Here is a 26377-nt window from a genome sequence, read left to right on the forward strand (position 1 = left end):
GGTGGTTGCGCAAAGGACACCATTCTACCTCAAACCCGGGGCGCTGCGACGGCTCGGCGTGGCGTCAAGCAGGTGGCGAATCGGGCTTGGCGAGGGCGACAGGCTTCGGAAATTTGACGGTATTGTCGACCAGTTGTATTCGCTTACTGTCGAAGTAATGCCATACTAGTGGCTATCTGCGGCCCGTCTTGCCAGACCTGGGCGATGCTCCAACCAACTCAGGGACGACTCACAATGAAAATTCAACGCCGACTGATACTGTGGGTGGCATCGCTGGCCGCCCTGCACAGCGGATACGGACTGGCGCTGGGGTTGGGGGACCTGCACCTGCAGTCGGCCCTCAATCAGCCCCTGGCAGCCACCATTGAACTGAGCGATGTTGCCGGCATCGGGCCGGGGGATATCCGCGCCAGCCTGGCCAGTGCCGAGGCTTTCGAGCGCGCCGGGATAGAGCGTCCCTTCTTCCTCACCGACCTGCGCTTCGTACCGACCGTCATCGACAGTCGGCTGGTGATCAGGGTTGAATCCAGTCGACCCGTGCGCGAGCCCTATCTGAACTTCCTGGTTCAGCTGGATCGCCCCGATGGCGCGTTGCTGCGCGAATACACCGTGCTGCTGGATCCGCCGCTGTACGCTCCGTCCCCGGTGACCATCGACAGCGTCGCTGCACCCCGGGCAGCTGTGCAGTCTGCCGCCGCGCCGGTACCGGCCCCGGCGAGGGCCCCAGCGCGAGGAGTGGCGCCTGCTGCCGTTGCCCCTGAAGCGGGGAGCGAGCGCTACCGGACCCGCCCGGGCGACAGCCTGTGGAGCATTGCCCGGACGACGCGCAGCAGTGAAGCCGTGTCCCTGCAGCAGCAGATGGACGCCATCCTCGCCCTCAATCCCCAGGCCTTCGTCAACGGCGACCCGACCCGCTTGCGCAGTGATCAGGTGCTGACGCTGCCGGCTGGCTCCCGGGAGTACCGGGCCCGGGTAGCCACCGCGGTGGCTGAGCCAGCGCCCAGTGCACCTGCCGCAGCCCCGGCATCGGAAAGGGTGGCCGGGGATCGGTTGAGAATCGAAGAGCCGTCGCCGTTACCGGTTGATGTGGAACTCGAGGAGCGCCTGCACAGCCTGGAACTGCGCTTCCGTGGTCTGATGGCCGAACTGGAAAAGCGCGACGCCCAGATCGCTCGCCTGCAGGCCGAGCTGGAACAGCGAAACCTCCACCGGGATAACGGCAAGGAGATCGCGCAGTCCGCCTCCGCAGAGCAGTCGGGCTTGTCGGGCACCGCGGGAGAGGCGCAGCCGCTGACCGCGAACGCAGGGGCCGAGCCCCTCTCCGGCGCGATTGAGTCCACGACCGCGCCGGCCGAGGAGCTGGAGTCCGCTGCACCTCAGGACCAGCTGGCGGCGCAGGAGCAGGCAGAAGAATCGGGCTGGCTGGCACGCTGGTGGCCGCTGCCGACCTCGCTGCTGGCGGTGCTGGCGGGGGTGTGGATGCTGCGTCCCCGTCGAGAGCAGGAGCACGAGCAACCAGAGGCACTTGCAGAGCCTGCGCTGCAGCCGGTACACCAGCCGATCATCGTCCCGGGCAGTCGGGAAGTGGATCCCCTGACCGGGGTGGATCTGTATCTGACCTATGGGCGCTTTGCCGATGCCCGGATAATGCTGGAACGGGCGATTGCCGATGAACCCGAACGTCTGGAGCTGCGGCTGCGCATGCTGCGGGTACTGGCAGAACTGGGTGAGGGGGCGGCCTTCGCCGAGCAGGAGCAAGTCGCGCTGGAGCTGGGTGGCGATGCCGACCGCATTGCGCAGCTGAAAGCACGTTATCCGCAGTTGCAGCCGGCCTGAGGTTGCCCGGGAGGCGGTAGCGAAACAGAGAGGGGGCGGCATTGCCGCCCCCTTCGTTCAATCGAACAGGACCCTGGCCACATCCTCGTAGCGCGAGGCAAAGTGCAGGGTCATGCCTTCCTTGAGATAGGTCGGCAGTTCCTCGTAGTCTCCCCGGTTGGCTTCGGGCAGGATCAGCTCGAAGATCGACTGCCGTCGGGCAGCAATCACCTTCTCGCGGATGCCGCCTACCGGCAACACCTGACCGGTGAGGGTTATCTCCCCGGTCATGGCCACGCCCGTTCTGGGTGCCTGATTGCGTGCCAGGGAGAGCAGGGCGCTGGTCATCGTAATGCCGGCGCTGGGGCCGTCCTTCGGCGTGGCGCCTTCGGGGACATGCATGTGCACGAAGGCCTCGTCGAAGAATTTCGGATCGGCTTTGTACTGCTTCAGGTGGGCGCAAACGTAGCTGTAGGCGATCTCCGCCGACTCACGCATCACTTCCCCGAGCTGGCCGGTGATCTTGAAGCCCCGATTGAGACTGTGCACCCGGTTGGCCTCGATCGGCAGGGTAGCGCCGCCCATGGAGGTCCAGGCCAGGCCGGTGATCACCCCGACACCCTTGAGTACCTTCTCCGGCCGGAACACCGGCGTTCCGAGCAGATCCCTCAGGTCCGCCGGACGTATGCTGATCTTCTGGTCCGGGTCATCCAGCAGGCGGATGACCGATTTGCGCACCAGCTTGGCCAGCTGCTTTTCCAGGTTGCGCACGCCGGATTCCCGTGCATAGCCCTCGATCACCAGGCGCAGCGCCTTGTCGGTAATACGCAGCTGGCTGCGCTTGAGGCCGGCGCGCTCGAGCTGCCGCGGCCACAGGTGGTTCTTGGCTATGGCCAGCTTTTCCTCGGCGATATAGCCGGACAGTCGTATCACATCCATGCGGTCGAGCAGCGGGCCCGGAATGCTGTCCAGGGTATTGGCGGTACAGATGAACAGCACCTTCGACAGATCCAGGCGCAGATCCAGATAGTGGTCGAGGAACTGGCTGTTCTGCTCCGGATCCAGGGTTTCCAGCAGGGCCGAGGCCGGGTCGCCCTGGTGACTGCTGCCGAGCTTGTCGATCTCGTCGAGCATGATCACCGGGTTCATCACCTTGACCTCCTTGAAGGCCTGAACGAACTTGCCCGGCATGGCGCCGATATAGGTCCGGCGGTGCCCCTTGATTTCCGCCTCGTCGCGCATGCCGCCGACGCTGAAGCGGTAGAAGGGGCGGCCCAGACTTTCGGCGATGGAGCGCCCGATACTGGTCTTGCCGACACCGGGCGGTCCGACCAGCAGGATGATGGAGCCGCCGACCGAGCCCTTGAAGGTGCCCAGCGCGAGGAATTCGAGAATGCGCTGCTTCACATCCTCCAGCCCATCGTGATCGCGATCGAGCACGCGCCGGGCGCGCTTGATATCGAGCCGGTCGGCATGGCTCACGCCCCAGGGGATGGACGTCGCCCAGTCCAGATAGTTGCGCGTGACGGCATACTCCGGCGAACCGGTTTCCAGAATCGACAGCTTGGTCAGTTCCTCCTCGATCTTCTGCTCGGCGGCCTCGGGCAGCTGCTTGCCTGCCAGACGCTCGCGGAACTGTTCGATATCCGCGGTGCGGTCATCCTTGGACAGGCCCAGCTCCTTCTGGATGACCTTGAGCTGCTCCTTGAGGAAGAACTTGCGCTGCTGCTCGCTGATGGTGCGGTTGACCTCGGCGCTGATCTCGCCCTGCAGGCGCGCTACCTCGATTTCCTGCTTGAGCAGTACCAGGACCTTCTGCATGCGGCGCAGCACCGGAATGGTATCCAGGGCGTCCTGCAGTTCGGTGCCCTTTGCCGAGGTCAGGGCTGCGGCAAAGTCCGCCAGAGGTGAGGGTTCGTTGGGGCTGAAACGGTTCAGGTAGTTTTTCAGTTCCTCGCTGTAGAGCGGGTTGAGCGGCAGCAGCTCCTTGATCGAATTGATCAGTGCCATGGCGTAGGCGCGCACTTCGTCACGCTCGTCGATCGGCGCTTCGGGGTATTCCACCTCGACCAGATAGGGCGGCTTGCGGCTGAGCCAGTGGGTGATGCGCACCCGGGTCAGGCCCTGGGCGATGAACTGGATCTTGCCGTCTTCCTTTACCGCGTGATGGATCTTTACCGCGCAGCCGGTGCTGGGCAGCAGATCCGGGTCCACCTCGCCTGAGGGCGGCAAGGGGCCATCCATCCAGAACAGCGATATGGCGTGATGGGGGGTATTGGCCACCCGCTCTATGGTTTCCGCCCAGGGCTGCTCATCGATGACAACCGGCATCACCTGGGCGGGAAAGAACGGCCGGTTGGTAATGGGCAGCAGATAGAGTCTGTCCGGCAGACGCTGGTTGGGAATAACCAGGCCAGTGCTCGGGGAGCTGTCATCGCGCTCGATATTGTCCACCCGGCCTTCGTGATCAGTCATGCAGCACCTTTATCAGTCAACTGTCGTTAGGGTAAAGGTGGTGCCTGTTACGCCGATTTCAATGGCAGCACGAGGCGTGACGGATATCACGCCTGGTTCGAACCCTCGCCTGCCACGGCCAGCAGGAAGCTGTATTCCTCGGCCAGCTCCTTCATCGACTGGTAGCGGCCGCTCGCGCCGCCATGCCCGGCACTCATCTGCACCCGCAGCAGCAGCGGGGCATCGTTGGTGCGATGGTGCCTGAGCTTGGCCACCCATTTGGCAGCCTCCCAGTACTGTACCCGCATGTCATGGAAGCCGGCGGTGACAAACAGGGCCGGGTAGGCCTGTTCGCGGACCTGTTCGTAGGGCGCATAGCTGCGAATGCGCTCTGCTACCTCGGGATCGTTGGGGTCGCCCCATTCCTCGTACTCGCCAACGGTCAGGGGCAGCTCGGGATTGTTCATGGTGTTCCAGACATCAACAAAGGGCACGTCGGCCACGGCGGCGGCAAACAGCTCAGGGCGTTGGTTGAGTACATTGCCGATCAGCAGACCACCGGCGCTGCCGCCGGCGATGACCAGCTTGCCTGAGTCGGTGTAGCCCTCATCGATCAGGTGCTCGGCACAGGCGATGAAGTCGCTGAAGGTGTTGTGCTTATGCTCCAGCTTGCCGTTCTGGTACCAGGCCTCGCCCATGTCTGCACCGCCCCGGATATGGGCTATCGCAAAGACCCAGCCGCGGTCCAGCAGGGACAGGCGGGCATGGGAGAACCAGGGATCCATGCTGGCGCCATAGGCCCCATAACCGTAGAGGTAGAGCGGGGAGGGGGCGGCCATGGCCGCGGGGCGGCCGACCAGACTGATGGGGATGCGGGTGCCATCGGGCGCGATGGCCCACTCCCGGCGCACTTCGTAGTCGTCGGGGCTGAAGGGGCCTTCCACCGGCGTCTGCTTGAGGATCTGCTGGCTGCCGCCGGCAAGCTCCAGGGCGCGAATCTGCGCCGGGCGATTGAGCGACTCGTAACGCAGGCGGATGCGCGGGCTGCTGTACTCCTCACCGCCCTGCACATGGAGGCTGTAGACCGTATCGGGCATTTCCACCCGGTAGCTTTCACCCGCTGTCGGCATGACCTCGAGCCGGGGCAACCCCTGTTCGCGGTAGTGCAGCACCAGTCCGTGCTGCTGGACACTGAAATCCTCCAGAGTGCGACCGGGGTCCACATCCACCAGCAGCTCCCAGTAGGGGCGCAGTGGTCGCAGGGGGTCGGCCCGGTAGAGGGCGAAATTCTCGCCCCGATCATTGCTGCGGATCAGCAGACCCTGGGGCCCATGATCCACATGGTATTCATGGCCGCTGTGGCGGCGTGACAGCAGCTGCCAGTCGGCCGCGGGCTCATCGGCGGGTACTATCCGCACTTCGCTGGTGTTCTTGCTGTCGCTGGCAAGGATCAGCCACTGCTCGGAGCTGCTGCGATAGGCATGCAGGTAGAAGCGCTGATCGGTCTCATGGTAGACGCGCACCGCCGGTGTGCCGCGCTGCATGCGCCAGAGGGTGGCCGGGCGCGAGGATTCGTCCATGCTGATGGCGAACAGGGTAGTACTGTCGTTGGCCCAGACCAGACTGCCATCGGCGCGGTCCAGCGGCAGCTCGCTGATATTGCCGCTGGCCAGGTGCTTTAGATACAGCTGGTATTCCTCATTGCCCTGACGATCCAGACTGTAGGCCAGCCACTGGTGGTCAGGACTGACCGCGAAATCGCCCAGCTGCAGAAAGCCATCCCCGGCCAGCAGGTTGAGGTCCAGCAGCAGCTGCTCGCGCTGGGGATCGGTTTCCAGGCTGCCATCGGCGGGGCGCGGGCTGCGAAAGTAGCGCGGGTACTCGGCACCGGCTTCGGTGCGCTGGTAGTACAACCAGGGGCCCCAGACCGCCGGCAGGGACAGATCGGTCTCGCGGATACGGCCGCGGATCTCCTCGAACAGTTGCCCCCGCTGATCATTGTGCGCGGCAAGCCATTGCTCGGTATGCCGGTTTTCCGCGTGCAGGTGCTGGATCACTTCGTCGCTGTCGCGCTGCTCCATCCAGGCGTAGGGATCGGGCGTGGCATCACGGCGAGCTGACAGGGGCATGGGTTTAAGACTCCAGGGACAAAAAAAGATATTATAGCTGTTCGTTCTTTCACTATCGGTTGCCAGCATGTTCAACGAAGCGGAATACCAGACAGTGTGGATGATTTATCTGGCGGCAGCAGTCTGTTGCTGGCTGGCCTGGACACAGTTGACCCGCTGGATCGGCTGGTGGTTCATTCGCGAACCGCTCTGGATCCTGATGGCGGTGATCCTGTTCACCCCGTCCAGGGTGAACCCTATGGAACCCTGGCAGGCACCGGCGTTCATCGGCTGGCTGCTGGAGACCCTGCTGGGTACCGGTGGAGATACGGCGGCGCTGCTGGCGCAGCTGGCGCTGGTGGGGTCCCTGGCGATGGTGGCCTATCTGGGCTTTGTCTGCCTGCGGCTGGGCTGGCGACACTGGCGGGGCGGCAGAACTGCCGCCTGATCAGCTGGGTTACTCTTCGCTCTTCTGCTCGTACATCAGGCGCGCCAGGCGCATGATCTGTTCCTGGAATTCGGTGCGCTGGCTGTCGGTCATGGGGCAGATGCCGATCTGCTCGAACAGGCGGTAACCGCGCACGGAGAAGAACAGCACGGCGGCCTGGGCCAGGCCCAGCGGGGACTTCTCGAGAATGTTGAACAGTCCCTGGACATCGTCGGAGGTCGTCTGCAGCAGGGCAGGGTTGCTCGCGGCGGCGGCGAAGATAGCCGAATCCAGGTTCTTTTCCTCGGTGGACTCGCTCATGTTGCTCAGCAGCAATGCCTTGAGTTCGCGCATGGGTTCGTCCGGCAGCACGCTCTCATAGGCGTTCCAGCGCACCCGGAAGCGCTCCAGGCGGTGTTCGATCATGGCTGTCAGCAGGGCTTCGCGATTCGGGAACAGGGTGCTCAGGGTGGCCTCATCCACACCGGTGCGTTCGCTCAGGGTGGCAAAGGTCAGCTGGGAGGCGCCGAGTTCACTGACAATGGCTTCCGCCGCGCGGAACAGGCTCAGGTGAAGTGATTGGGTCTGTTTCTGGTTGCTGCTGTCCACTGCGGAAACCTCTTGGTTAGGACGTCTGGAGCGAGGCGGCAACAGAATGGCGGGTGTCTGTCGCCCTCGTATCATTGCCGCATAGGGTACGACTTCGGGGCGGCACAGGCGAGTGATTTTTACCTGCCGGATAGTATAGCGGGCCAGAAACGGAAAAACCCGGCCGTGGCCGGGTTTTCCTCTTCAGAGTCGGGGATTAGCCGATGATCTGAATGTTTGCAGCTTGCTTGCCCTTGGGGCCAGTAGTGATGTCGAAGGACACCTTCTGGTTTTCCGCCAGGGACTTGAAGCCTTGAACCTTGATTTCGGAGAAGTGGGCGAACAGATCGTCACCGCCGCCGTCCGGAGTAATGAAGCCGAAGCCTTTGGTGTCGTTGAACCACTTAACTGTACCAGTTGCCATTTCAGATAATTCCTATCAAATTGAAATACTTGAGCAAAGATTGCTCAATTAATAGCGTGGGAATCAAAGATCGCGAGAATGACAAACTTACGTACTGAAAGTGCGCTTGCAGCCTACTACTCTATCTCTTGAAAACCTACGCGCTCACTTTGCCCCTTTGCACCGATCAAGTCAAGAAATTAGTTTTGTCGAGTTGGGGGCAAGCAAACGATTTTCAGTATACGTCAGTTTCCAGAAATAGCACGCCTTTCGTCGGAATTTTTCAATAAAGCTTGCAGACCCCGTTCCACGGGGTCTACGGGCGTTCTCGCAGGGCGGAATCTGCCCTTGATCAGACCCGCTCCAGGTCCTTTTCCTCGGGCCGGTGATAGGGGTAGACGTCAATCACTTTTCCCTCGCGGATCTGCTGCTGGAGGCCTTTCCAGTAATCGGCGTCAAACAGCTCCCCGTGCATCTGGGCGAACATCCTGCGCAGGCGTACATCGGCAAACAGGAATACCGGGAATTCCTCCGGAAACACATCATTGGGACCGACCGAATACCAGGGCTCGGAAGACATCTCCTGTTCCGGATACAGTGGCTCGGGAATATGCCGGAAATTCACCTCGGTGAGGTAGCAGATCTCGTCATAGTCGTAGAACACCACCCGCCCATGACGGGTGACGCCGAAGTTCTTCAACAGCATGTCGCCGGGGAAGATGTTGGCCGCCGCCAGCTGCTTGATCGCCAGCCCGTAATCCATCAGCGCCTCGCGGGTCTGGCTTTCGCTGGCGGTTTCCAGATAGATGTTCAGCGGGATCATGCGCCGCTCCGTCCAGCACTGGCGGATCAGCACGGTATCGCCCTCCAGCACCACCATGGAAGGGGCGACCTCCAGCAATTCGGCCAGGCACTCGGGCTCGAAACTGTCCCGGTGGAAGCGGAAGTCGGCAAAATCCTGGGTATCAGCCATGCGGCCGACCCGGTCATGGCGCTTCACCAGTCGGTACTTCTCGATCACGGTGGCGCGGTTGACATGCTTGGAGGGGGAGAACCTGTCCTTGATTATCTTGAACACGGTATTGAAGCCGGTCAGGGTGAAGACGGTCATCACCATGCCGCGGACACCCTCGGCCATGACGAACCTGTCCTCGGGATTGCGTGCCATATAGTCGATCAGGGCGCGGTAGAACTCGGATTTGCCCTGCTTGTAGAAGCCCAGCGCGGTGTACAGCTCGGCAACCTGCTTGCTCGGCATCAGGCGCTTGAGGAAGTTCACCATTTCCACTGGTACCGCCACATCCACCATGAAGTAGGAGCGGGTGAAGGAGAAGATGATCGACACCTCCGATTCGTCGGTGATCAGGGTATCGACACTGATGCCTTCATTGTCGCGGTGAACCAGGGCCAGTACGAAGGGCCATTTCTCCCCCTGGCTCAGGATGCGCCCCACCAGATAGGCGCCTTTGTTGCGATAGAACACCGGCTGGATCAGCTCCACGGTCAGGCCGTGATCGAGCTGGGCCCAGTCCGGCAGGCCCTGGCGCAGGCAGTGCACCATGAGCTGGCAATCACGCTCGTAGTCGGCCCAGGGGACATCGAAGCTGTATTCGTCGAGAATCTGCCGCGCCAGGCCCATCAGACAGCCGCCAGAGATGAAGCCCCGGGTCAGGGGGATGCGCGACGGTGGGCGCACCGCCGGACGGGTACTGTGAACGAACATGGTCCGGTCGCTGATCTGGTCATGGCGGTGCATCTTGAAGAAGACCGAGTTGAACCAGGTTTCCGCCAGGTCATCATCGAACCGGCCGTCGATCAGCTCGATGAAGGCTGCCTTGATCTCGGGCCAGCGGTCGGCATCGAGAATGTCCTTGCAGGCCGGATCGGCCGATAGGCGGTCACGGGTCTCAAATATGCGTTCGTCATAGAGGTTGATCCGCGCCGTCGAAGCTTCCTGTATCTCGGCCCACTGGGCCTGTTCGAATCGGGCGCGGGCGCCCATGGTCAGCTCGCGGAAAGCCGTGCGGTAGTCATCGAAAGCGTCCAGCAGACGACGGGCAATGTGGGCAGCAGAGTCTGACATGTAGGCTCCTGTAACCTGTAAAGTGCTCAGGATAGCCAGTCGCCGGGGTGGACGGAAGCGGGGCGGGGGAAAAATTCGGTACCGGCCGTAGCCGGTACCGAAGCCGGGATCAGGGTTCCAGTTCCTGCTCGGTGAACAGGTCGCTGAACAGCATGGTCGACAGGTAGCGCTCGCCGGAATCGGGCAGGATCACCACTATGGTGCGGTTCTGCATGGCCGGCTCCTCGGCCAGGCGTACGGCGGCAGCCATGGCCGCCCCGGAGGAGATGCCGCAGAGAATGCCTTCCTCGCGCATGATGCGCAGGGCCATGTCCTTGGCTTCCTCGTCGCTGACCTGCTCCACGCGGTCAACCAGGCTCAGGTCGAGGTTGCCGGGGATGAAGCCGGCGCCGATGCCCTGGATCTTGTGCGGCGAGGGCTTGAGTTCCTCGCCCGCCTTGGCCTGGGAAATGACCGGCGACAGGGTCGGTTCCACTGCCACGGTGATGATGGCCTTGCCCTGGGTCTGCTTGATATAGCGGGAGACGCCGGTCAGGGTGCCGCCGGTGCCCACGCCCGAGACCAGAACATCCACATTGCCATCGGTGTCCTTCCAGATTTCCGGGCCCGTGGTCTTCTCGTGGATCTCCGGGTTGGCCGGGTTCTCGAACTGCTGCAGCAGTATGTGCCTGTCCGGGTCGCTGTTGGTGATTTCCTGGGCCTTCTCGATAGCGCCCTTCATGCCCTTGGCCGGTTCGGTCAGCACCAGCTCGGCACCGAGCGCCTTGAGTACCTTGCGCCGCTCCAGACTCATGGAGGAGGGCATGGTCAGTATCAGCCGGTAACCCCGAGCGGCGGCGACGAAAGCCAGACCGATGCCGGTGTTGCCCGAGGTGGGCTCGACTATGGTCATGCCGGGCTTGAGCAGGCCACGGGATTCCGCGTTCCAGATCATGTTGGCGCCGATCCGGCACTTGACCGAGTGGGACGGATTGCGCCCCTCGACCTTGGCCAGAATGGTGACGCCCTTGGGGCCGAGCCGGTTGATGCGAACCAGGGGAGTATTACCGATGGACTGGGAGTAGTCCGCGAAAACATGACTCATGATCTGCTCCTTGAATATCTTTGCTGGGAACAGCCTATGCCCCGACCGGGAAGGCGTCAATCGGGGAGGCGCGCCCCGTTGCGAGGACGCGATAGCGGAGACGGAATGATATCGTGAATACCTTGCCTGCGTTTACACCCATTCCGGGCCCGGGATATAGTCCGGGGCTGTCCATCGGTTGATCCCCGGCCAGCGCCGGGCCTGGCTCAAGGAATTTTTCATGAAGTTCGAAGGTACCCAGTCCTACGTCGCCACAGACGATCTCAAGCTCGCTGTCAACGCCGCCATCACCCTGGAGCGCCCCCTGCTGATCAAGGGTGAGCCCGGTACGGGCAAGACCATGCTCGCCGAGCAGCTCGCCGAATCCATGGGCGCCAAGCTGATCACCTGGCATATCAAGTCCACCACCAAGGCCCACCAGGGGCTCTATGAATATGATGCGGTGAGCCGCCTGCGTGATTCCCAGCTGGGTGTGGACAAGGTCCACGATGTGCGCAACTACATCAAGAAGGGCAAGCTGTGGGAGGCTTTCGAGTCCGAAGAGCGTGCCATTCTGCTGATCGACGAGATCGACAAGGCCGATATCGAGTTCCCCAACGACCTGTTGCAGGAACTCGACAAGATGGAATTCTTCGTTTACGAGACCAACGAGACCATCAAGGCCAGGCAGCGCCCGATCATCATCATCACCTCGAACAACGAGAAGGAGCTGCCGGACGCCTTCCTGCGCCGCTGCTTCTTCCACTACATCGCCTTCCCCGATCGCGAGACCATGCAGCGGATCGTGGATGTGCACTACCCGAACATCAAGAAGGAGCTGCTCGCCGAGGCGCTGGACATCTTCTTCGACGTGCGCAAGGTGCCCGGGCTGAAGAAGAAGCCTTCAACCTCGGAGCTGGTCGACTGGCTCAAACTGCTGATGGCCGATGACATTCCCGAGGCTGTGCTGCGTGACCGGGACCCGACCAAGGCCATTCCACCGCTGTACGGTGCGCTGGTGAAGAATGAGCAGGATGTGCAACTGCTCGAGCGGCTGGCCTTCATGACGCGGCGTCAGAACCGCTGAGTGCTTTCACCCTCTCCCCAGCCCTCTCCCGTCAAGGGAGAGGGGGTTGTTCCGAGTATCACTGAGGGGCGATAGATGCTACTCAATCTATTCAATGAGATGCGCGCAGCCAAGGTGCCGGTTTCGGTGCGTGAGCTGCTGGACCTGATCAATGCACTGAAACACCACGTGGTGTTTGCCGATATGGACGAGTTCTACTATCTGGCCCGCACCGTGATGGTCAAGGACGAGCGTCATTTCGACAAGTTCGACCGCGCCTTCGCCGCCTATTTCAATGGCCTGCAGAACCTCGACGAGCTGCTCCAGGCGCTGATCCCGGAGGACTGGCTGCGCAAGGAGTTCGAGCGCCTGCTCACCGACGAGGAAAAGGCCCAGATCCAGTCCCTGGGTGGGCTCGACAAGCTGATCGAGGAGTTCAAGAAGCGCCTCGAGGAGCAGAAGGAGCGCCACGCCGGTGGCAACAAGTGGATAGGCACCGGTGGTACCAGTCCCTTCGGTTCCGGCGGCTACAACCCCATGGGCATCCGGGTCGGTGATGCCGGGCAGCGTCAGGGGCGAGCGGCCAAGGTCTGGGAGATGCGCGAGTACAAGAACCTCGACGATCAGGTGGAGCTGGGTACGCGCAACATCAAGGTGGCCCTGCGCCGGCTGCGCAAGTTCGCCCGAACCGGTGCGGCCGAGGAGCTGGACATCGACAGCACCATCGACCACACCGCCCGGGATGGCGGGCTGCTGAACATCCAGATGCGCCCCGAGCGGCACAATGCGGTCAAGCTGCTGCTGCTGTTCGATATCGGCGGCTCGATGGACTCGCACATCAAGGTCTGCGAGGAACTGTTCTCGGCCTGCCGTACCGAGTTCAAGCATCTGGAGTACTATTATTTCCACAACTGCATCTACGAATCGGTGTGGAAGGACAACATGCGCCGGACCCAGGAGCGGATTCCGACCATGGATGTGATCCACAAGTACGGTTCCGACTACAAGGTGGTGATTGTCGGTGACGCGGCCATGGCGCCCTACGAGATCACCCAGCCCGGCGGCAGCGTGGAACACTGGAACGAGGAAGCGGGGCACGTCTGGATCACCCGCCTGCGGGAGAAATTCCCCAAGATGATCTGGATCAACCCCTACCCGAAGGACGCCTGGGGCTACACCACCTCGACCCGCATCATCCAGGATCTGATGGAAGATCAGATGTACCCGCTGACGCTGGAAGGGCTGGAGCAGGGTATGCGGTATCTGGCCAAATAGTGAAACAGATCATGCCACTCAAGCCCGGGCGCTATCGCCACTATAAAGGAAAGGACTATCAGGTCATCGGCATCGCCCGGCATTCGGAGACCGGCGAGCAGCTGGTGGTCTACCGCACACTCTATGGCGACTTCGACCTCTGGGTACGCCCCGTTGGAATGTTCACCGAAGAGGTCGAGGTCGACGGCGAGTCATCTCCACGCTTTACCTTTATCAGCGAAGACGTGTAGGCTCTGGCCCTCCGGACCTGCCGTTCGTCGGCGGGTCGTCGGCTCCGGCGGCGCGGGCCACCGCATTCATTGATTGAGGAACACCAATACCCATGGGAAAAGCACTGGTCATTGTGGAGTCACCAGCCAAGGCGAAGACGATCAACAAGTATCTTGGCAATGACTTTGTGGTGAAGTCGAGCATCGGACATATCCGCGATCTGCCCACCAGTGGCAGCAGCAAGACCGAGAGCAAACCCAAGGGTGCCAAGGCGGCTTCGGACATCGACAAGGCGACCAAGGCAAAGATGCAGCTGGTCAGCCGCATGGGCGTTGACCCCGAGAACGGCTGGAAGGCCCGCTACGAGATACTGCCCGGCAAGGAAAAGGTCATCGACGAACTGCGTCGTCTGGCCCGGGAAGCCGACACTATCTATCTGGCAACGGACTTGGACCGCGAGGGGGAGGCGATTGCCTGGCACCTGCGCGAGTCCATCGGCGGTGATGAATCCCGCTACCGTCGGGTGGTGTTCAACGAGATTACCAAGAAGGCCATCCAGGAGGCCTTCTCCCAGCCGGGCGAGCTGGACATGAACCGGGTCAACGCCCAGCAGGCGCGGCGTTTTCTGGACCGGGTGGTCGGCTACATGGTGTCACCGCTGTTGTGGCAGAAGATCGCCCGCGGTCTGTCCGCCGGCCGCGTGCAGTCGGTGGCGGTCAAGCTGATCGTCGACCGCGAGCGTGAAATCCGCGCCTTCGTGCCGGAAGAATTCTGGGAAGTGCACGCTGACCTGACCACACCCAAGAGCGAGTCCGTGCGCTTCGAGGTGGTCAAGGAGAATGGCGAGGCCTTCCGTCCGCTGAACAAGGAGCAGACTGACAAGGCACTGGCCCAGCTCAGGGCGGCCAGTTACCGCGTCACCAAGCGGGATGCGCGGCCGACCACTACCAAGCCGAGTGCGCCCTTCATTACCTCCACCCTGCAGCAGGCCGCCAGCACGCGGCTGGGCTTCAGCGTGAAGAAGACCATGATGATGGCCCAGCGGCTGTACGAAGCGGGTTACATCACCTACATGCGTACCGACTCGACCAACCTGTCAGCCGATGCCGTGAGCATGGCGCGGGGATATATCGAGAAGAATTTCGGCGCCCAGTACCTGCCCGAGACACCTAATGTCTATGGCAGCAAGGCCAACGCCCAGGAAGCTCACGAAGCCATCCGTCCCTCGGATGTGAAGCTCAAGGCCACCGATCTCAAGGGCATGGAGCGTGACGCCGAGCGCCTCTACGAGCTGATCTGGCGCCAGTTCGTGGCCTGCCAGATGCCGCCGGCGCGCTACCTGTCGACCACCATCACCGCCCAGGCCGGCAATTTCGAGCTGCGTGCCCGTGGCCGCATCCTGCAGTTCGACGGTTTCACCCGGGTGCTGCCGCCCCAGGGCAAGGGTGGCGAAGATGAGGTGCTGCCGGACATGCAGGTGGATAACGAGCTGGGTCTGGTCCGTCTGGACCCCAAGCAGCACTTCACCAAGCCCCCGGCACGCTATTCCGAAGCCAGTCTGGTCAAGGAGCTGGAGAAGCGCGGTATCGGCCGTCCGTCGACCTACGCGTCCATCATCTCGACCATTCAGGAGCGTGGCTATGTCACCCTGAACAACCGCCGTTTCTACGCGGAGAAGATGGGTGACATCGTGACCGAGCGCCTCAACGAGAGCTTCCCCAACCTGATGGGCTACGACTTCACCGCCCGCATGGAGGAGTCGCTGGATGACGTGGCCGAAGGTGAGGTGCCCTGGAAGGAGGTGCTCGACCGTTTCTATGCCGATTTCAAGCAGAAGCTCGAGGCAGCCGGTTCCAGCGAGGAAGGCAAGGGCATGCGCGCCAACCAGCCCACACCGACAGATATCCCCTGCGTCGAGTGCGGTCGGCCGATGATGATACGGACTGCTTCCACCGGGGTGTTCCTCGGTTGTTCCGGTTATGCCCTGCCGCCCAAGGAGCGCTGCAAGGCGACCGTCAATCTGGTACCCGGTAACGAGGTGGCAGCGGATGACGATGAGGGTGAATCCCGGGTACTGCGGGCCAAGCGCCGCTGCCCGATCTGCTCGACGGCAATGGACAGCTACCTGGTCGACGAGCGCCGCAAGCTGCATGTGTGCGGCAACAATCCCGACTGCAGCGGCTTCGAGGTGGAGCAGGGGCAGTTCAAGATCAAGGGCTATGATGGTCCGGTGATCGAATGCGACAAGTGCGGCAGCGACATGCAGCTCAAGACCGGCCGGTTCGGCAAGTACTTCGGCTGCACCAATGCGCAGTGCAAGAACACCCGCAAGCTGCTGCGCAACGGCGAGGCGGCACCGCCCAAGATGGATCCGGTGCTGATGCCGGAGCTGCGCTGCGAGAAGGTGGATGACGTCTACGTTCTGCGCGATGGGGCCTCTGGTCTGTTCCTGGCCGCCAGCCAGTTTCCCAAGAATCGCGAGACCCGCGCGCCTCTGGTGCGCGAGCTGTTGCCCCACGCCGAGGCGATAGATCCCAAGTACCATTTCCTGCTCGAGGCACCGGTCGCCGATCCGGATGGGAATCCCACCGTGGTGCGCTACAGTCGCAAGAGCAAGGAGCAGTACGTGCAGAGTGAGATCGAGGGCAAGCCGACCGGTTGGCGTGCCTTCCATGATGGCAAGAACTGGGTGATCGAGGACGGCCGCAAGGTCAAGGGGTAATCCCGTGGCGGATGAGCTGTATACCCGTACCAATCAGGCGCTGGCCTTTGCCCGGCTGGCGCTGGGTGAATGGCAGCAGGCTGCCGCTGCGACGGAGATCGGCGCGGCTACCCGGGTTGCCTATCATCGCGAGCACACCGTCTTTCATCTGTACCGCGGCCTGCTGTGGCTTATCCAGGAGGTTGCCGAAGGCTACCGCTGGACCCTGACCGGGACCCAGAGCGTCGAACAGTTGCTGCGCGCAGAACAGATCGAGCGTTTTCCTGGGCCTGAACTGGCCGAGCTGGCGCAGCTGATGCAGCGTTCTGACAGCTGGGTCGCGGGTATCCTGTCCGCCTGGCAGCAGCTGCAGGCGCCACCGGCCAGGGCGGGCGCCGCCGCAGGTGCCCTTATCGTCGGTGGTGCTGCGACGCCATCCTGGGGATTGGCGGAGGCCGATGCGGCGCTGGCGTCACTGCGCGCCCAGGTCGAGCGTTATCGTCAGAACCTTCAGGAGTGGTAGGGCGGGCGTCAGGCTCCCCCGCTGGGGTGTGGTACAATGCCAGGCTTGACTGACAGGAGACATCGAATGCCTTCACCCTTTCTCGAGATCATTGAGCTTGCCGACGGGACGGTTGCCCTGCGCCGTCCGGACGAAGAGGGCAAGCCGCTGTTGATCATTGAGTTTTCCGAGGAAGCCAGGGAATTTCTGCAGGGCAACTATGTCGAGGTGGCCAAGGTCATGATCGGCGCCGGCATGCAGGTTGCCGGGCAGATTCTCGAGGATGATCCGGATCTGGATCTGGATGAGCACCGGGTGCTGCACTGAGCAGCATTGCCCGGTAGCTGTCATACCGATCGGGTTGGTGTCAGGCGGTAATTTCCATGCGGATGTTCAGGCTGGCACAGTGTCCGGCGCGAGCGGCCCGGTCCAGTCGCTCCCCATGGTCTGGATCCGACAACCAGCTGACCACGGTGTGACTGTAACCCAGTTCCAGAATCTCGCAGCACAGCCTGAGTGAATCCATTCCTCGCCGGGAGCGGATGATCAGGATGCGTTGCGGGTCCAGTCCCGAGGCCCGCAGCCACTTCTGGCTGATGGGCAGCGGCGGATCAATCAGGCTCAGCCATCCCGGGCTGTTGGCCTGGCTCAGGTCCCGCAGGATGGGGGCCAGCAGCTGCAGGCACTGACGGGGTGAGCCGTGCAGGCCGATCTCGCTGGAGCCGGGGGCTTCATCCAGTCCGTCGTCGTAGCTGGGTGCCTGCGTCAGTGACTGCATACCCGACTGGGAGGCCAGCAGGGCGTTATGCAACAGATCCGGTTGTACTGCTGAACCTTCGTTTCGTGCATACCGCATGGTCTACTCCTTCAGTGGCGAATCACGCCGACGCTCAAACCTTCGATGATGAGTTCCTGTTCGCCCAGGTCGATCTCGATGGGGGCAAATTCAGGGTTTTCCGCGATCAGTGACACCTTGCGCCCCTGCTTGTGGAAGCGCTTGACGGTGACCTCATCGTCGATGCGGGCTACCACCACCTGGCCATTGCGTGCCTCGCTGGTGCGATGCACCGCCAGCAGGTCGCCGTCCAGGATGCCGATGTCCTTCATGCTCATGCCGCGGACCCGCAGCAGGTAATCGGCGCGGGGGCTGAAGAAATCAGGATCGATGCGGCAGTGGTTCTCGATATTCTCCAGTGCCAGGATCGGAGCGCCGGCGGCTACCTGGCCAACGACCGGCAGGCTGTGCTCATCGGCGGCCTCGGCATCACTGGGCAGGCGGATGCCCCGCGATGCGCCGGGAATCATCTCGATGGCACCCTTGCGTGCCAGGGCCTTGAGGTGGTCCTCGGCGGCATTGGGGGAGCGGAAGCCCAGTTCGCGGGCGATATCCACGCGGGTGGGGGGATAGCCGTTGGTGGCCATGTACTCGCGGATGAAAGCCAGTACCTGCTGTTGCCGTGCGGTGAGTTTCTGCATCTCGTCCATGCCTGTTTTTCTATACAGTGGCTGTGATTATATACAGCATTCCGGGCTCTGCAACCCCGTGGTGAATTTTGCACTGGCGGCGGACTGTGGTAAAAAGCCTCTGGTTGACATTGAGTCCGTTTGAAACGTATGTTTCAAACATTCGTTTTGGCAATGGAGTGGTCTGTGGCACAGTCTGAAACAGTCGAGCGTATTCTGGATGCTGCAGAGCAACTGTTCGCCGAAAAAGGGTTCGCGGAGACCTCCCTGCGGCTCATCACCAGCAAGGCCGGGGTCAACCTCGCAGCAGTCAACTATCACTTCGGTTCGAAGAAGTCGCTGATCCAGGCGGTTTTCACCCGTTTCCTCAATCCCTTCGTTACCAGTCTGGAGCAGGAGCTGGATCGGCAGCAGCAGGCCGGCATCACGGATCCGTCACTGGAAGAACTGCTGGAGATGCTGGTGCGCCTGGTGCTGGCGGTCAAGCCGCGCAGCGGCAACGATCTGTCCACCTTCATGCGCCTGCTCGGTCTGGCCTTCAGTCAGAGCCAGGGACACCTGCGCAAGTATCTCGGTGAGGTCTACGGCAAGGTGTTCAAGCGCTACATGACCCTGGTATTGCGCAGTGCGCCGGAGTTGCCGGTGGACGTGCTGTTCTGGCGGGTGCACTTCATGCTCGGCAGCGCCGCCTTCACCCTTTCCAGCATGAAGGCGCTCAAGGCCATGGGTGAGGCCGAGTACGGCGACCGGGCCAGTACCGATGAGATCCTGCGCCAGATGGTTCCGTTCTTCGCTGCCGGCATGCGCGCCGAGCTGGTGAACACCGCCGAGCCCGCGCCGGCGGAGTGAAGCTGCCGGCCGGGGCTTACCTCGCCGGCGCCGATCCGCTATCGTGTGGGTTTTCCCGCGGAGCTGCGCATGTCCCTGGATCTGATCCACATATCCATTGAGCACCAGTGCCTCACCGGCTATGCCGGAGGGCAGCAGGTCTGCCGCTTTCCGGTATCCACGGCACAGGCCGGTCCCGGCGAGCAGCAGGGCAGTGGCTGCACGCCCCGTGGCCGCCACCGGGTGCGCGCCCGTATCGGTGAAGGCCAGCCCCTGGGCGCGGTGTTCATCGGTCGCCGGCCGACCGGTGAGGTCTGGTCCGCCGAACTCGCTGCCGCCCACCCCGAGCGGGACTGGATACTGACGCGGATCCTCTGGCTGTGTGGCGAGGAGCCCGGCTTCAATCGGGGCGGCAATTGCGACTCCCAGCGCCGTTACATCTACCTGCATGGCACCGGGGATGACCAGCCCATGGGCATCCCCCTGTCCCACGGCTGCATTCGCCTGCGCAACAGCGACATGCTGGCGCTGTTCGACATGACCCCGGCCGGCTGTGCAGTCGTTATCGAATAATCTTTCATTGAAATCAGGAGCACTCCCTTGACCCATGGCTCATTGATGCTGGATCTGGCAGGTCACTGGCTGACACCGGAAGACCGCCAGCTGCTCCGGCAGCCCGAGGTCGGCGGCCTCATTCTCTTTGCCCGCAATACCGAGTCACCGGCCCAGGTGCGCGAGCTGGTGCACAGCATCCGTGCACTGCGTCCGGACATGCTGATCGCCATTGATCAGGAGGGTGGCCGGGTCCAGCGGCTGCGCCGCGAGGTGCTGCGTCTGCCGGCGCTGGGCCGTATTGCCCGTTGCGGAGATGCGGCGCCTGCGCTGGCCGAGGCTGCCGGCTGGCTGATGGCAACGGAGATGCTCGCCTGCGGGATTGATATCAGTTTCGCTCCGGTGCTGGATCTGGATTACCTGCGCAGTCAGGTCATCGGTGATCGTTCCCTGGGTGGTGATCCGCAACAGGTGACAACCCTGGGACGGGCCTACATCCAGGGGCTGCACGGGGCAGGCATGGCCGCCACCGGCAAGCATTTTCCCGGCCATGGCTGGGCCGAGGCCGACTCCCATTTCGCCCTGCCGGTGGACGAGCGCAGCGAAGAGGAGATCCGCAACAGCGATCTGCGTCCGTTCGCGGCCCTGGCCGGTGAACTGGACGGGATCATGCCGGCGCATGTGGTCTATCCGGCGGTGGACAGTCTGCCCGCCGGTTTCTCCGGGCGCTGGCTGCAGGACATCCTGCGTGGAGAGCTGGGCTTTGATGGGGTGATCTTCAGTGACGATCTGACCATGGCCGGCGCCCACGCCGCCGGTGACATGACCCAGCGGGTGGATGCGGCACTGGCATCGGGCTGCGACATGCTGCTGGTGTGCAACGATCGGGCGGCGGCGGAGCAGGCGCTGGTGCATGCCCAGCAGGTCGGCATGCGACCCTCCGAGCGGCCGGCGCGGATGCTGGCCCGGCGCGTGGTCGGCGTCGACTACAAGGCCGATCCGCGCTGGGCGCGGTCGGTCGAGCTGCTGCGGCGGGCGGATCTGCTCTGAGAGACGGTACCGGGCGGCCCCGCCGCTCGGTCAGCTCAGGGCTGACTGATGCGGATCAGGGCACCGAGGCTGCGATGGTCGAGATAGTGGGTCTCATCCAGGCGCAGGCGGCGGGTGGTCTGCAATCGTTCGCTCACCGGCTCCGCCGCGGTGGCATGGTTCAGCCACAGGGTGACCCGAGCGCTCAGCGGATCGGTATCCAGGCTGACCAGACCCTGTACCGGATACAGTAAGTCACCACCGGCGTCGGTCATGGGCTGGCCCTCCCGTACGGCTACGCTCAGGTGCGGGTCCGCCGGCTGGGTCCAGGCCCGGTGAAAGCGGATCTCGTAGCCGTTGCTTTCCAGCTTGCGTGCATCACTGTCCAGCCGGTGACGGGTCGGATCTATGCTGCGGATATCACCGCGCACCGTGTCGTCCAGCGCGGTGGCGCGCTCATCCCAGTCCATTCCGGGGCCGGCGGCGGGGGTCAGCTGTGCGCCGGGCTGGCTGAACACCAGCAGTTCGACCAGATATTCCTGGGCCTCGGCCAGCAGGCTGCCGGTCAGCAGGGCGGTGGCGAGCAGCGGTTGCAGCAGGTTGCGGGTTATCGTTTTCATCAGCGTTTTCCTTTGCCGGGGGCTGCGGCAGCGGGTTGCTGCAGCCGTTCGATCAGCGCTTCAACGGTATTCAGGCGCAGCGCGGCCTGGCCCATGGGGGCACTGAAACGCAGTATGTTGCCACCTTCCAGCCGGTAGCGCTGCGAGCTTTCCTGAATCAGTCGGATCAGCACCATGGGATCGACACTGGTGTCGGCACCGAATTCGATGCGGCCGTGCTCGGGTCCGACGTCGATGCGGGTGATCCCCAGCGGTGCGCAGCGCAGCTTCAGCGAGGTGATGCGGAACAGGGTCTTGACCTGCTCCGGCAGCAGCCCGAAGCGGTCGATCATTTCCACCTGCAGATCCTTCAGCTCGTCGTCGTTGGCGGCATTGGCGATCCGCTTGTACAGGGTCAGGCGTGCATGTACATCCGGCAGGTAGTCGTCGGGGATCAATGCCGGCAGGCGCAGGTTGATATCCAGCACATCGCCCAGCGGATTCTCCAGCTCCGGCTCCTTGCCCTGCTGGATCGCCTTGATCGCGCGCTCGAGCATATCCATGTACATGCTGAAGCCCACCGCCTGGATCTGGCCGCTCTGGCCCTCGCCGAGCAGTTCACCTGCGCCCCGGATCTCCAGGTCGTGGGTGGCCAGGGTAAAGCCGGCGCCGAGATCCTGGGCGGCAGCAATGGCCTCCAGGCGCTTCTCCGCATCACCGGTGAGCTTGCGTCCGGCCGGGGTCAGCAGGTAGGCATAGGCCTGGTGGTGGCTGCGGCCGACCCGTCCACGCAGCTGGTGCAACTGGGCCAGGCCGAACTTGTCGGCCCGTTCGATGATGATGGTGTTGGCGCTGGGCACGTCGATGCCGGTCTCGATGATGGTCGAGGTCACCAGGATATTGAAGCGGCGATGGTAGAAATCGCGCATTACCTGCTCCAGCTGGCGTTCGGGCATCTGACCGTGGCTGATACCGATGCGCGCCTCGGGCACCAGCTCGGCCAGATCCGCCGCGCACTTCTCGATGGTTTCCACCTCGTTGTGCAGGAAGTACACCTGGCCGCCACGCAGCAGCTCGCGCAGGATGGCCTCCTTGATCACCGCCGGTTGCTGCTGCATGACGAAGGTCTTGACCGACAGTCGCCGTGCCGGCGGCGTGGCGATGATCGACAGGTCGCGCATGCCGGTCATGGCCATGTTCAGGGTCCGCGGGATCGGCGTGGCGGTCAGGTTGAGAATGTCCACCTCGCTGCGCAGGGCCTTGAGCCGCTCCTTCTGGCGCACCCCGAAGCGGTGCTCCTCGTCGATGATCACCAGCCCCAGATCGCTGAAGCGCACATCGCTCTGCAGCAGCTTGTGGGTGCCGATCATGATGTCCACCTTGCCCTCGGCCAGCGCTTCGGTAGCGGCCTTGATTTCCTTGGCCGACTTGAAGCGTGACAGCACCTCGACCTTCACCGGCCAGTCAGCGAAGCGGTCCTTGAAGCTGTTGTAGTGCTGCTGGGCCAGCAGGGTAGTGGGTACCAGTACCGCGACCTGGCGGCCGCTGTGCACCGCCAGGAAGGCCGCGCGCATGGCCACCTCGGTCTTGCCGAAGCCGACATCGCCGCACACCAGCCGGTCCATCGGCAGGGGGCTGGTCATGTCCTTGATCACTGCATCGATGGCTGCCTGCTGGTCCGCGGTCTCCTCGAAGGGGAAGGCCTCGGCAAAGGTCTGGTAGTCCTGATCCGGATCGTTGAAGCTGTAGCCCTTGCGGGCAGCGCGGCGGGCATAGACATCGAGCAGTTCGGCGGCCACGTCCCGGACCTTCTCGGCGGCCTTGCGCCGGGCCTTCTGCCATTGATCCGAGCCCAGACGGTGCAGCGGTGCGCTGTCGGTGTCGGCACCGCTGTAGCGGGCGATCATGTGCAGGTTGGCGACCGGCACATAGAGGGTGGCCTCGTCCGCATACTCCAGCTTGAGAAACTCTGCTTCCTGGCCCTCGACGCTGAGGTTGACCAGGCCGCGGTAGCGACCCACACCATGGTCTATATGCACCACGGGCGAGCCCTCGCGCAGCTCGGTGAGGTTGCGGATGATGGCGTCGCCCAGATCCGTGGCCTTGCCACGCCGCCGGCGCTGCATGACGCGTTGGCCGAACAGCTGGCTTTCGGCAATCAGGGCAATGGCCGGATCGTTGCACAGCAGGCCCTCGTCCACCGGCGCTATGGTGATGGCGCAGGGCAGCTCGCCTTTGACAAACTCGGCCCAGCTGTCCACCGGTTCCGGCTTGAGCGGGATGCGGGCCAGCATCTCCAGCAGCACCTCACGCCGTCCGGCGGTTTCGGCGACAAACAGGGTGCGCCCCTTGAACTCGGCAGTGAACTGCTCGAGCAGATGCAGCGGCCGTTCCAGCTTATTGTCCAGCGGCAGTTCCGGCGGGGGGCTGCAATCGAAATTGACCACGCCCGCTGCGGCGGGCAGAGGGCTGTCGTGGCAGACGATGCGCGGGTAGACCTTGATCCGGGCAAAGCATTCCTCCACCGCCATGAACAGCTCCGCCGGCGGCAGCAGTGGCCGGGTCGGGTCTATGCCGTGTTCCTCGAAGCGGTTGCGAACATCCACCCAGAACTGACTGGCACTGTCCTCGATGCCGGGCAGGCTGAACAGCTGGGTACTGTCCGGCAGGTAATCGAACAGGCTGCCCAGTTCCTCGAAGAACAGCGGCATGTAGTACTCGATGCCGGGCGGCACCACACCGTCGCTCAAATCCTGATACAGCGGGCAGCGCCGGTGGTCGACCTCGAAGCGCTCACGGAAACGCGCGCGAAAGCCCGTCAGGGCGCTCTTGTCCAGGGGGAATTCCCGGGCAGGCAGCAGGTGAATGCTGTCAACCTTGTCGATTGAACGCTGGGTCTCCGGATCGAAGGTGCGCAGGGTTTCGATCTCGTCATCGAACAGGTCGATGCGGTAGGGCAGGCGGCTGCCCATGGGGTAGAGATCCAGCAGCGCGCCGCGCACGGCGTAGTCGCCATGCTCGTAGACGGTATCCACGCAGCGGTAGCCGGCGGCATCGAGGTTCTGCCGCATGCGGTCGATGTCAAGCCGCTGTCCGACTTTCATCATCAGCACCGAGCCGCGGAGGAAGTTGCGCGGGGGCAGGCGGTGGAGCAGGGTGATCATGGGCACCACGAGAATGCCCTGTTCTATCTGCGGCAGGCGATACAGGGTTTCCAGTCGCTGGGAGATGATGTCCTGGTGCGGCGAGAACCTGTCGTAGGGCAGGGTTTCCCAGTCGGGGAAGCTGGTGATCGGCAGTTGCGGGGCGAAGAAGCGCAGCTCCTGCTCCAGCCGGTCGGCCTCGGCGGTGTCCCGGGTGATGACCAGGCTCAGGCCCTTGTGCTGCAGGGCGGCCTCGGCAATCGCCAGCGCCCGCGCCGCCGCCGGCAGGTTACCCCAGGCAGTACGGCTGCCGAGGTTGTTGCGCAGGGGGGCGGAGAACAGAATCGGGGTGTCAGACATGCGGATATGGATGTTCCGGTTTGAGCAAAACGCTCATTTTAACCCCTTGGGGCGTTCCCTGCTTAGATTGTCGTACTCTGCCGGAGGTTGCGGCGTTATTAATGCTGCATGCTTCGTGCCGGCCTCTGCGTTGGTACGCCCCTGCTGCGACACGCCGTGAATACGCCCCTGTAGGCTCGTTGATGTCATCCCTGACATCAAACGGTCGCATCAGGGGCGTCCCAACCCAACGGCGGAAACTCCGAGTGGCTGATGGTTTTACTTCCAGCCGCTGCGGAGTTATTGGGGGGCTGGGGGGCAGGGTTGTGCCGACCGTCGGTTTTCAGGGTCGGAAATTGCTCCTGCATTTCCGACACTTCCGCCGTCCATGGCGGTCGGATGAAAACCGCGAGCTTACAGGGATGTACTTGCAGCGTGTCGGCATGGCCCTGCACCCCAGCACGACCTGGCAGGGGTTCGCAGCAGGGGCGTACCAACGCGGAGGCTGGTACATATATGCGAAGAGATTCGGTCAAGGAGGAGGGACAGGCTGTAAGTAACGAAGAACTATTTTTCAAGGGACCTCGTCGCCGCTCTGCTTGTCAGAGAAAAGGGGCGGCTATATCATGAGTGCCGCATGACGCCGGGCCCCTCTGGCGGTGGTTGCGGCCACCGTGATGTCGGAGTCATGAGTTGATTACATACCTTGACTGGAGGGGCCGATGGACTCGTTGCTTGCCTTTTTAACCACACCTTTTCTTGGCACTGCCGCCTGGCAGTGGTTCGCTTTCCTGGCCATAGTGCTGGGTATTCTCGCTTTTGACCTCGGCGTGCTGCACCGTGATGAGCACGAGATCGAGGTGCGCGAGAGTCTGCTGCTGTACAGCGGCTATTTCACCGTCGGCATACTTTTCGGTCTGTGGGTCTGGTTCGACCGGGGGGCGGCCAGCGGGCTGGAGTTCTATACCGGTTTCCTGATCGAGCAGTCCTTGTCGATGGACAACGTCTTCGTCATGGCGATGATTCTCGGCTTCTTCGGTATTCCGCGTCTGTATCAGCACCGGGTCCTGTTCTGGGGGATTCTCGGGGTGATAGTGCTGCGCGCCATCATGATCGGCCTGGGCGCGGCGCTGGTGCAGGAGTTCGAGTGGATTCTGTACATCTTCGGCGTGTTCCTGCTGTTTTCCGGGGTGAAGATGTTCTTCAGCAAGGATCAGGAGGAGCATCAGGACTTCTCGCAGAATCCCGTGGTGCGCTTCATCCGCAAGCGCTTCCGGGTGACCGATGAACTGCATGGCTCGCACTTCTTCGTGCGCCTGCCGGACAGGACTGGCAAGGTCGTGCTGTTTGCCACTCCGCTGTTTCTGGCGCTGGTGCTGATCGAGCTGGCTGATCTGGTGTTTGCCGTGGACAGCGTGCCGGCGATCTTTGCCATCACTCAGGATCCCTTCATCGTCTATACCTCGAACATCTTCGCCATTCTGGGTTTGCGTTCGCTGTATTTTGCCCTTGCCGCGCTGATGCACAGGTTCGTCTATCTCAAGTACGCCCTGTCCCTGGTGCTGATCTTCATCGGCTGCAAGATCCTGCTCCATGGGCTGGATATCAAGATCCATGCGGGTATTTCGCTTGGCGTGACCTTTGCACTGCTGGCGGGCGGCGTTCTGGTTTCGCTCTACAGCACACGGGATAGCGGCAGTCGCTCTGTACGCTAGCGGCAATTGCGCG

At 62.8% G+C, this 26377-nt stretch carries 22 protein-coding genes; 12 read left to right on the forward strand and 10 right to left on the reverse strand.

The window, feature by feature from the left end; genetic code table 11:
- The first annotated feature begins 234 nt into the window (after nt 1–234).
- A complete protein-coding gene (locus BM046_RS07890) occupies nt 235–1836 on the forward strand; it encodes a type IV pilus assembly protein FimV (RefSeq protein WP_177197820.1) in 1602 nt (533 codons plus the stop codon).
- Nucleotides 1837–1893: 57 nt separating this feature from the next.
- Here the strand turns inward: BM046_RS07890 and lon are convergent, their stop codons facing one another.
- Both lon and BM046_RS07900 read right to left on the reverse strand, forming a co-directional pair.
- Nucleotides 1894–4290, reverse strand: a complete 2397-nt coding sequence (gene lon / locus BM046_RS07895; protein WP_090538556.1) for an endopeptidase La — start codon at nt 4288–4290, stop codon at nt 1894–1896.
- A gap of 86 nt (nt 4291–4376) precedes the next feature.
- Nucleotides 4377–6398 carry a S9 family peptidase gene (locus tag BM046_RS07900; RefSeq protein WP_235818597.1) on the reverse strand — a complete coding sequence of 674 codons (2022 nt, stop codon included), beginning with the start codon at nt 6396–6398 and terminating at the stop codon, nt 4377–4379.
- Nucleotides 6399–6465: 67 nt separating this feature from the next.
- Here BM046_RS07900 and BM046_RS07905 point away from each other — a divergent pair, with 67 nt between their 5' ends.
- Nucleotides 6466–6825, forward strand: coding sequence for a hypothetical protein (locus BM046_RS07905; protein ID WP_090538558.1), 360 nt, complete (start codon nt 6466–6468; stop codon nt 6823–6825).
- A gap of 9 nt (nt 6826–6834) precedes the next feature.
- On the opposite strand, the gene BM046_RS07910 is transcribed toward BM046_RS07905, so the two are convergent.
- From BM046_RS07910 to cysK, 4 genes are all read right to left on the reverse strand, one after another.
- Nucleotides 6835–7413: a TetR/AcrR family transcriptional regulator gene (locus BM046_RS07910; protein ID WP_090538559.1), complete on the reverse strand. Its 579-nt coding sequence runs from the start codon at nt 7411–7413 to the stop codon at nt 6835–6837.
- 196 nt (nt 7414–7609) lie between these two features.
- The gene (locus BM046_RS07915; protein WP_036989629.1) at nt 7610–7816 is read right to left on the reverse strand and encodes a cold-shock protein; all 207 of its coding nucleotides are present in this window, start codon (nt 7814–7816) and stop codon (nt 7610–7612) included.
- A 331-nt stretch (nt 7817–8147) separates the two neighbouring features.
- Nucleotides 8148–9878 carry a bifunctional isocitrate dehydrogenase kinase/phosphatase gene (gene aceK, locus BM046_RS07920; protein WP_090538560.1) on the reverse strand — a complete coding sequence of 577 codons (1731 nt, stop codon included), beginning with the start codon at nt 9876–9878 and terminating at the stop codon, nt 8148–8150.
- A gap of 109 nt (nt 9879–9987) precedes the next feature.
- A complete protein-coding gene (gene cysK, locus BM046_RS07925) occupies nt 9988–10962 on the reverse strand; it encodes a cysteine synthase A (RefSeq protein ID WP_090538561.1) in 975 nt (324 codons plus the stop codon).
- A gap of 220 nt (nt 10963–11182) precedes the next feature.
- Between cysK and BM046_RS07930 the strand changes: the two genes are divergently transcribed.
- The 6 genes from BM046_RS07930 to BM046_RS07955 all read left to right on the forward strand — a co-directional run bounded on the left by BM046_RS07930 (nt 11183) and on the right by BM046_RS07955 (nt 17022).
- The gene (locus BM046_RS07930) at nt 11183–12028 is read left to right on the forward strand and encodes an AAA family ATPase (RefSeq protein ID WP_090538562.1); all 846 of its coding nucleotides are present in this window, start codon (nt 11183–11185) and stop codon (nt 12026–12028) included.
- Between the two features lie 75 nt (nt 12029–12103).
- Complete coding sequence (locus tag BM046_RS07935) at nt 12104–13282, forward strand: vWA domain-containing protein (protein ID WP_090538563.1); 1179 nt, start codon at nt 12104–12106, stop codon at nt 13280–13282.
- Nucleotides 13283–13293: 11 nt separating this feature from the next.
- On the forward strand, nt 13294–13512 hold the full coding sequence (locus BM046_RS07940) for a DUF1653 domain-containing protein (RefSeq protein WP_090538686.1): 219 nt from the start codon (nt 13294–13296) through the stop codon (nt 13510–13512).
- A 92-nt stretch (nt 13513–13604) separates the two neighbouring features.
- Entirely contained in the window at nt 13605–16214 is a 2610-nt protein-coding gene (topA, locus tag BM046_RS07945) for a type I DNA topoisomerase (protein ID WP_090538564.1), read from the forward strand.
- A gap of 4 nt (nt 16215–16218) precedes the next feature.
- Complete coding sequence (locus tag BM046_RS07950) at nt 16219–16716, forward strand: DUF6586 family protein (RefSeq protein WP_090538565.1); 498 nt, start codon at nt 16219–16221, stop codon at nt 16714–16716.
- Nucleotides 16717–16782: 66 nt separating this feature from the next.
- A complete protein-coding gene (locus tag BM046_RS07955; RefSeq protein WP_090538566.1) occupies nt 16783–17022 on the forward strand; it encodes a hypothetical protein in 240 nt (79 codons plus the stop codon).
- 40 nt (nt 17023–17062) lie between these two features.
- Here the strand turns inward: BM046_RS07955 and BM046_RS07960 are convergent, their stop codons facing one another.
- Together BM046_RS07960 and lexA are read right to left on the reverse strand one after the other, a co-directional pair.
- Nucleotides 17063–17551, reverse strand: a complete 489-nt coding sequence (locus BM046_RS07960) for a SulA-like leucine-rich domain-containing protein (RefSeq protein WP_235818598.1) — start codon at nt 17549–17551, stop codon at nt 17063–17065.
- 11 nt (nt 17552–17562) lie between these two features.
- Nucleotides 17563–18171, reverse strand: a complete 609-nt coding sequence (gene lexA, locus BM046_RS07965; RefSeq protein WP_090538688.1) for a transcriptional repressor LexA — start codon at nt 18169–18171, stop codon at nt 17563–17565.
- Between the two features lie 174 nt (nt 18172–18345).
- Here lexA and BM046_RS07970 point away from each other — a divergent pair, with 174 nt between their 5' ends.
- The 3 genes from BM046_RS07970 to nagZ all read left to right on the forward strand — a co-directional run bounded on the left by BM046_RS07970 (nt 18346) and on the right by nagZ (nt 20589).
- Nucleotides 18346–19008 (forward strand): TetR/AcrR family transcriptional regulator, encoded by a 663-nt coding sequence (locus BM046_RS07970; RefSeq protein WP_090538567.1) that lies wholly within the window; start codon nt 18346–18348, stop codon nt 19006–19008.
- 69 nt (nt 19009–19077) lie between these two features.
- Entirely contained in the window at nt 19078–19560 is a 483-nt protein-coding gene (locus tag BM046_RS07975) for a L,D-transpeptidase (protein ID WP_177197821.1), read from the forward strand.
- Between the two features lie 45 nt (nt 19561–19605).
- Nucleotides 19606–20589 carry a beta-N-acetylhexosaminidase gene (nagZ, locus tag BM046_RS07980; protein WP_090538568.1) on the forward strand — a complete coding sequence of 328 codons (984 nt, stop codon included), beginning with the start codon at nt 19606–19608 and terminating at the stop codon, nt 20587–20589.
- A gap of 35 nt (nt 20590–20624) precedes the next feature.
- On the opposite strand, the gene BM046_RS07985 is transcribed toward nagZ, so the two are convergent.
- Both BM046_RS07985 and mfd read right to left on the reverse strand, forming a co-directional pair.
- The gene (locus BM046_RS07985) at nt 20625–21188 is read right to left on the reverse strand and encodes a CsiV family protein (RefSeq protein ID WP_090538569.1); all 564 of its coding nucleotides are present in this window, start codon (nt 21186–21188) and stop codon (nt 20625–20627) included.
- Complete coding sequence (gene mfd / locus BM046_RS07990; protein WP_090538570.1) at nt 21188–24670, reverse strand: transcription-repair coupling factor; 3483 nt, start codon at nt 24668–24670, stop codon at nt 21188–21190. Before mfd ends, BM046_RS07985 begins: the two co-directional genes overlap by 1 nt.
- A gap of 701 nt (nt 24671–25371) precedes the next feature.
- Here mfd and BM046_RS07995 point away from each other — a divergent pair.
- On the forward strand, nt 25372–26364 hold the full coding sequence (locus BM046_RS07995) for a TerC family protein (protein ID WP_090538571.1): 993 nt from the start codon (nt 25372–25374) through the stop codon (nt 26362–26364).
- The last annotated feature ends 13 nt before the right edge of the window (nt 26365–26377 follow it).

Source organism: Halopseudomonas formosensis, assembly GCF_900115905.1.
In the GTDB taxonomy this organism is placed as follows: Bacteria; Pseudomonadota; Gammaproteobacteria; order Pseudomonadales; family Pseudomonadaceae; genus Halopseudomonas; species Halopseudomonas formosensis.

Bases quoted from the DNA above. Each gene is read 5' to 3' on its own strand.
- BM046_RS07955 (WP_090538566.1), top strand. From the start codon at position 16,783: ATGCCTTCACCCTTTCTCGAGATCATTGAGCTTGCCGACGGGACGGTT.
- BM046_RS07930 (WP_090538562.1), top strand. From the start codon at position 11,183: ATGAAGTTCGAAGGTACCCAGTCCTACGTCGCCACAGACGATCTCAAG.
- BM046_RS07890 (WP_177197820.1), top strand. From the start codon at position 235: ATGAAAATTCAACGCCGACTGATACTGTGGGTGGCATCGCTGGCCGCC.
- BM046_RS07940 (WP_090538686.1), top strand. From the start codon at position 13,294: ATGCCACTCAAGCCCGGGCGCTATCGCCACTATAAAGGAAAGGACTAT.
- mfd (WP_090538570.1), bottom strand. From the start codon at position 24,670: ATGTCTGACACCCCGATTCTGTTCTCCGCCCCCCTGCGCAACAACCTC.
- lon (WP_090538556.1), bottom strand. From the start codon at position 4,290: ATGACTGATCACGAAGGCCGGGTGGACAATATCGAGCGCGATGACAGC.
- BM046_RS07935 (WP_090538563.1), top strand. From the start codon at position 12,104: ATGCTACTCAATCTATTCAATGAGATGCGCGCAGCCAAGGTGCCGGTT.
- BM046_RS07985 (WP_090538569.1), bottom strand. From the start codon at position 21,188: ATGAAAACGATAACCCGCAACCTGCTGCAACCGCTGCTCGCCACCGCC.
- topA (WP_090538564.1), top strand. From the start codon at position 13,605: ATGGGAAAAGCACTGGTCATTGTGGAGTCACCAGCCAAGGCGAAGACG.
- BM046_RS07915 (WP_036989629.1), bottom strand. From the start codon at position 7,816: ATGGCAACTGGTACAGTTAAGTGGTTCAACGACACCAAAGGCTTCGGC.
- cysK (WP_090538561.1), bottom strand. From the start codon at position 10,962: ATGAGTCATGTTTTCGCGGACTACTCCCAGTCCATCGGTAATACTCCC.
- BM046_RS07975 (WP_177197821.1), top strand. From the start codon at position 19,078: ATGTCCCTGGATCTGATCCACATATCCATTGAGCACCAGTGCCTCACC.
- aceK (WP_090538560.1), bottom strand. From the start codon at position 9,878: ATGTCAGACTCTGCTGCCCACATTGCCCGTCGTCTGCTGGACGCTTTC.
- BM046_RS07960 (WP_235818598.1), bottom strand. From the start codon at position 17,551: ATGCGGTATGCACGAAACGAAGGTTCAGCAGTACAACCGGATCTGTTG.
- BM046_RS07900 (WP_235818597.1), bottom strand. From the start codon at position 6,398: ATGCCCCTGTCAGCTCGCCGTGATGCCACGCCCGATCCCTACGCCTGG.
- lexA (WP_090538688.1), bottom strand. From the start codon at position 18,171: ATGCAGAAACTCACCGCACGGCAACAGCAGGTACTGGCTTTCATCCGC.
- BM046_RS07905 (WP_090538558.1), top strand. From the start codon at position 6,466: ATGTTCAACGAAGCGGAATACCAGACAGTGTGGATGATTTATCTGGCG.
- BM046_RS07995 (WP_090538571.1), top strand. From the start codon at position 25,372: ATGGACTCGTTGCTTGCCTTTTTAACCACACCTTTTCTTGGCACTGCC.
- nagZ (WP_090538568.1), top strand. From the start codon at position 19,606: ATGCTGGATCTGGCAGGTCACTGGCTGACACCGGAAGACCGCCAGCTG.